General features: G+C 66.7%; 3 protein-coding genes and 1 pseudogene. 1 reads left to right on the top strand and 3 read right to left on the bottom strand.

Going from position 1 to position 2,577, the window contains the following annotated elements:
- The 3 genes and pseudogenes from EN994_RS26525 to EN994_RS26515 form a co-directional block, all read right to left on the bottom strand.
- Nucleotides 1–395: pseudogene (locus EN994_RS26525) on the bottom strand (phospholipase); the annotation flags it as partial.
- On the bottom strand, nt 392–1,351 hold the full coding sequence (locus tag EN994_RS26520; RefSeq protein WP_013533099.1) for a VOC family protein: 960 nt from the start codon (nt 1,349–1,351) through the stop codon (nt 392–394). The pseudogene EN994_RS26525 and the gene EN994_RS26520, both read right to left, overlap by 4 nt.
- Nucleotides 1,352–1,354: 3 nt before the next feature.
- Nucleotides 1,355–2,260: a dioxygenase gene (locus EN994_RS26515; protein ID WP_063167498.1), complete on the bottom strand. Its 906-nt coding sequence runs from the start codon at nt 2,258–2,260 to the stop codon at nt 1,355–1,357.
- Between the two features lie 93 nt (nt 2,261–2,353).
- On the opposite strand from EN994_RS26515, the gene EN994_RS26510 reads away from it, so the two are divergent.
- Nucleotides 2,354–2,577: LysR family transcriptional regulator (locus tag EN994_RS26510; RefSeq protein WP_164746212.1), on the top strand; the 224-nt coding region annotated here is incomplete at its 3' end.

The following is a 2,577-nucleotide window of genomic DNA, read 5'->3' as shown; positions in this document are numbered from 1 at the left end:
CGGCAGCCCGTGAAGGCCGCCAAAGCGTCCGGCGGCGGCAGCCCCGCACAGAGATATTCGATCGAGAGACACGCCCCTTGCGAGAAGCCCGCGAGAAGCAGCGGCAGTCCGGGCAGTTCGGCACGCGCCGCAACCATTGCGGCCGCAAGGTGGTCGAGCGCGTCAGAGAGCTGCGCGCGGGCGACCGACGTCAACGGGTCGACGGCACGCGCCTCCCACCACATGCCGTGCGGCGCGCGCGGCAGGATGAAGGCCACGGCCGACGCGGAAAGCCGCGACAGCACATGGGACTGCATCTCTTCGGGCGATTGGCCGCGGCCGTGGACGAAGACGCAAATCGCCTTAGCCTCCGGGCCTCTTGGCCCAAGCCGGAGCGGACCGCTGCCTGAACTCACGCGAAATCCGCCTGTTCCAGGCCGGCCTGCAATTCGCTCTCGCGGTCCTTGAACCAAGGCGGGAAGACCAGCGTCTTGCCGATCTGGCCCGGAGGCTCGTCCTTGGCCCAGCCTTCCGGCGTGGTCCAGGCAATTTCGAACAGCGCGCCGCCGGGCGAGCGGACATAACAGGACTTGAAGTAGTTGCGGTCCTTCTGCTCCGATATGTCCGTGAAGCCGAGGCCCTCGATATGAGCGCGCAGCTTCAACTGGTTCTCTTCGTCGCCGGTGTTGAGGGCGAGGTGGTGGATCGTGCCTCCCGCCAGAGTCCAGGTGCCCTGCGGGCTGTCGCGGTCGACAATGACCTCCACGCGCTGTGCGACGCCGGCCGCATCCGGCACGCGGAACACGAGCCCCTCGTGGTCGTCGGCCTCTTTCTCCATCGGCAATGCGATGGTCAGGAAGTCGTCCATGGCGGTGCGGTCCATCACCGCCACCACGGCGCCGTAGATTCCCTTGATGCCGTGGGCCTTGCCGATGCCCTGCGCCTCGTTGGTGATGGGCGCGCGGGGATCCCTGTCGCTTTCCACCAGCTCATGCGGGATGCCGCAGGGATGTGCGAAAGCCGCACGGTCGGCGCCAAAACGGGTGATCTTGATGGCCTCGATGCCGCGCGCATTCAACCGGTCGACCCAGAAATCCGCGGCGCCCCTGGGGATCGACTGCATGATGGTGCGCGACTGATTGGACCCGCGGCGGCCATAGACGCCCGGCTTGCGGAACGGGAAGGTGGTGATGATCGTCGACGCATCGCCATTGGGCGAGCCGTAATAGAGGTGGTAGACCGGGATGACGCCGTCGAACAAGACGGTGCGCTTCACCGAATGCAGGCCGAGCGCCTTGGTATAGAAATCAAAATCTTCCTGAGCGCTGTCGGTCGAGAGCGTCAAATGGTGGTAGCCGCTGATACGTGCCATCGGTCATCTCCTCCCAGAGGTTTCGGTATCGCTCCGCCGCTGCGGGCAGAGCACGAGGTTGAGGTCGAGCGCGTGCTTGCGTTTTCCTCCATTGGGCGGCAGCGCGCGGAACTCGGCCATGAGTTCGGGTTTGACCCCGAAGATGGCATCCCGGCCGATCGCAGGGTCCGACCGGTCGAAGATGTGGGTCGTCAGCGTCTCGAAGCCCTCCGCCGAGACGCGAAAATGGATATGGGCCGGCCGCTCGAGGCCAAGGCCCAGCGCTGACATCAATTGACCGACCGGTCCGTCCGACGGCAGCGTGTAGCCCTTCGGCTTCACCGTCGTGAAGCGGAACCGTCCCTGCGGATCGGTACGGAAGCGTCCGCGCAGATTGAATTCCGGCTGGCGGTCGGGTTCCTGGTTCTCGTAGAGACCCTCGGCATTGGCCTGCCAGATCTCGACCGTCGCATCGCCGACCCCCGCGCCGTCGAGCGCGACGATGCGGCCCGCGACCTCCAGCGGCTCGCCCTTGTGATCGCGCGAGATGTTCGCGCCGGGTGGCATCTCCGGCACGTCGGCCCGGTAGAAGGGCCCGGCCAGGGTGTTTGGTGTCGCTCCGGCGGGGCGCGGGCTGTTCTGATCCTCGATCAGCGAAGACACGCCCAGGACGTCGGCGAACAGCACCCATTCCTGGCGCCGCGCATCGGCGTAGTGGCCAACCTCGGTCAGAAAATCGATCGCCTGGCGGAATTCCTCGCCGGAGGGCCGCAACTCCACGATCAGCGCGTGCAAACCATCCACGGCTGCCTGCGCCGCCGCCGCCAGGCGGGACTGGCCCATTGCCGTCAGGCGCCGCGAGAATTCCTCGGCCTGCGTCGATATCGCCTTGGGGGACTCATCCCGCTTCGGGTCGTGCTGGCCGTGCATTCCGCCGGGGCCTCCCTTCCCCTTGCCAAGCGGGATAGCACGGCCCGACGCGATGCTTGATGAGATGTGACGTCCCTTGTATAGCGTTTTGCTATGAAGCTGAACGAGCGCCACCTCATGCAGCTCGCCGCGGTGCTGGATGCCGGCGGCGTGTCGGAAGGAGCCGCCATGCTGGGCTTGACCCAGCCGGCGGTCAGCCGATCACTGGCCATGCTGGAGGCGCGGGTGGGTGAGCCGCTGTTCCTCAAGGGCCGCCGGCCGCTGCAGGCGACGCCGCTCGGCTTCCAGCTGGCGGCGCAGGGCCGCACGATCATCAC

Origin of the sequence: Mesorhizobium sp. M7A.F.Ca.CA.002.09.1.1, from assembly GCF_003998555.1 — a bacterium.
GTDB lineage: Bacteria > Pseudomonadota > Alphaproteobacteria > Rhizobiales > Rhizobiaceae > Mesorhizobium > Mesorhizobium ciceri.
The sequence above is the reverse complement of the archived record's forward strand: the minus strand, read 5'-3'. Positions and strand labels throughout refer to the sequence as shown.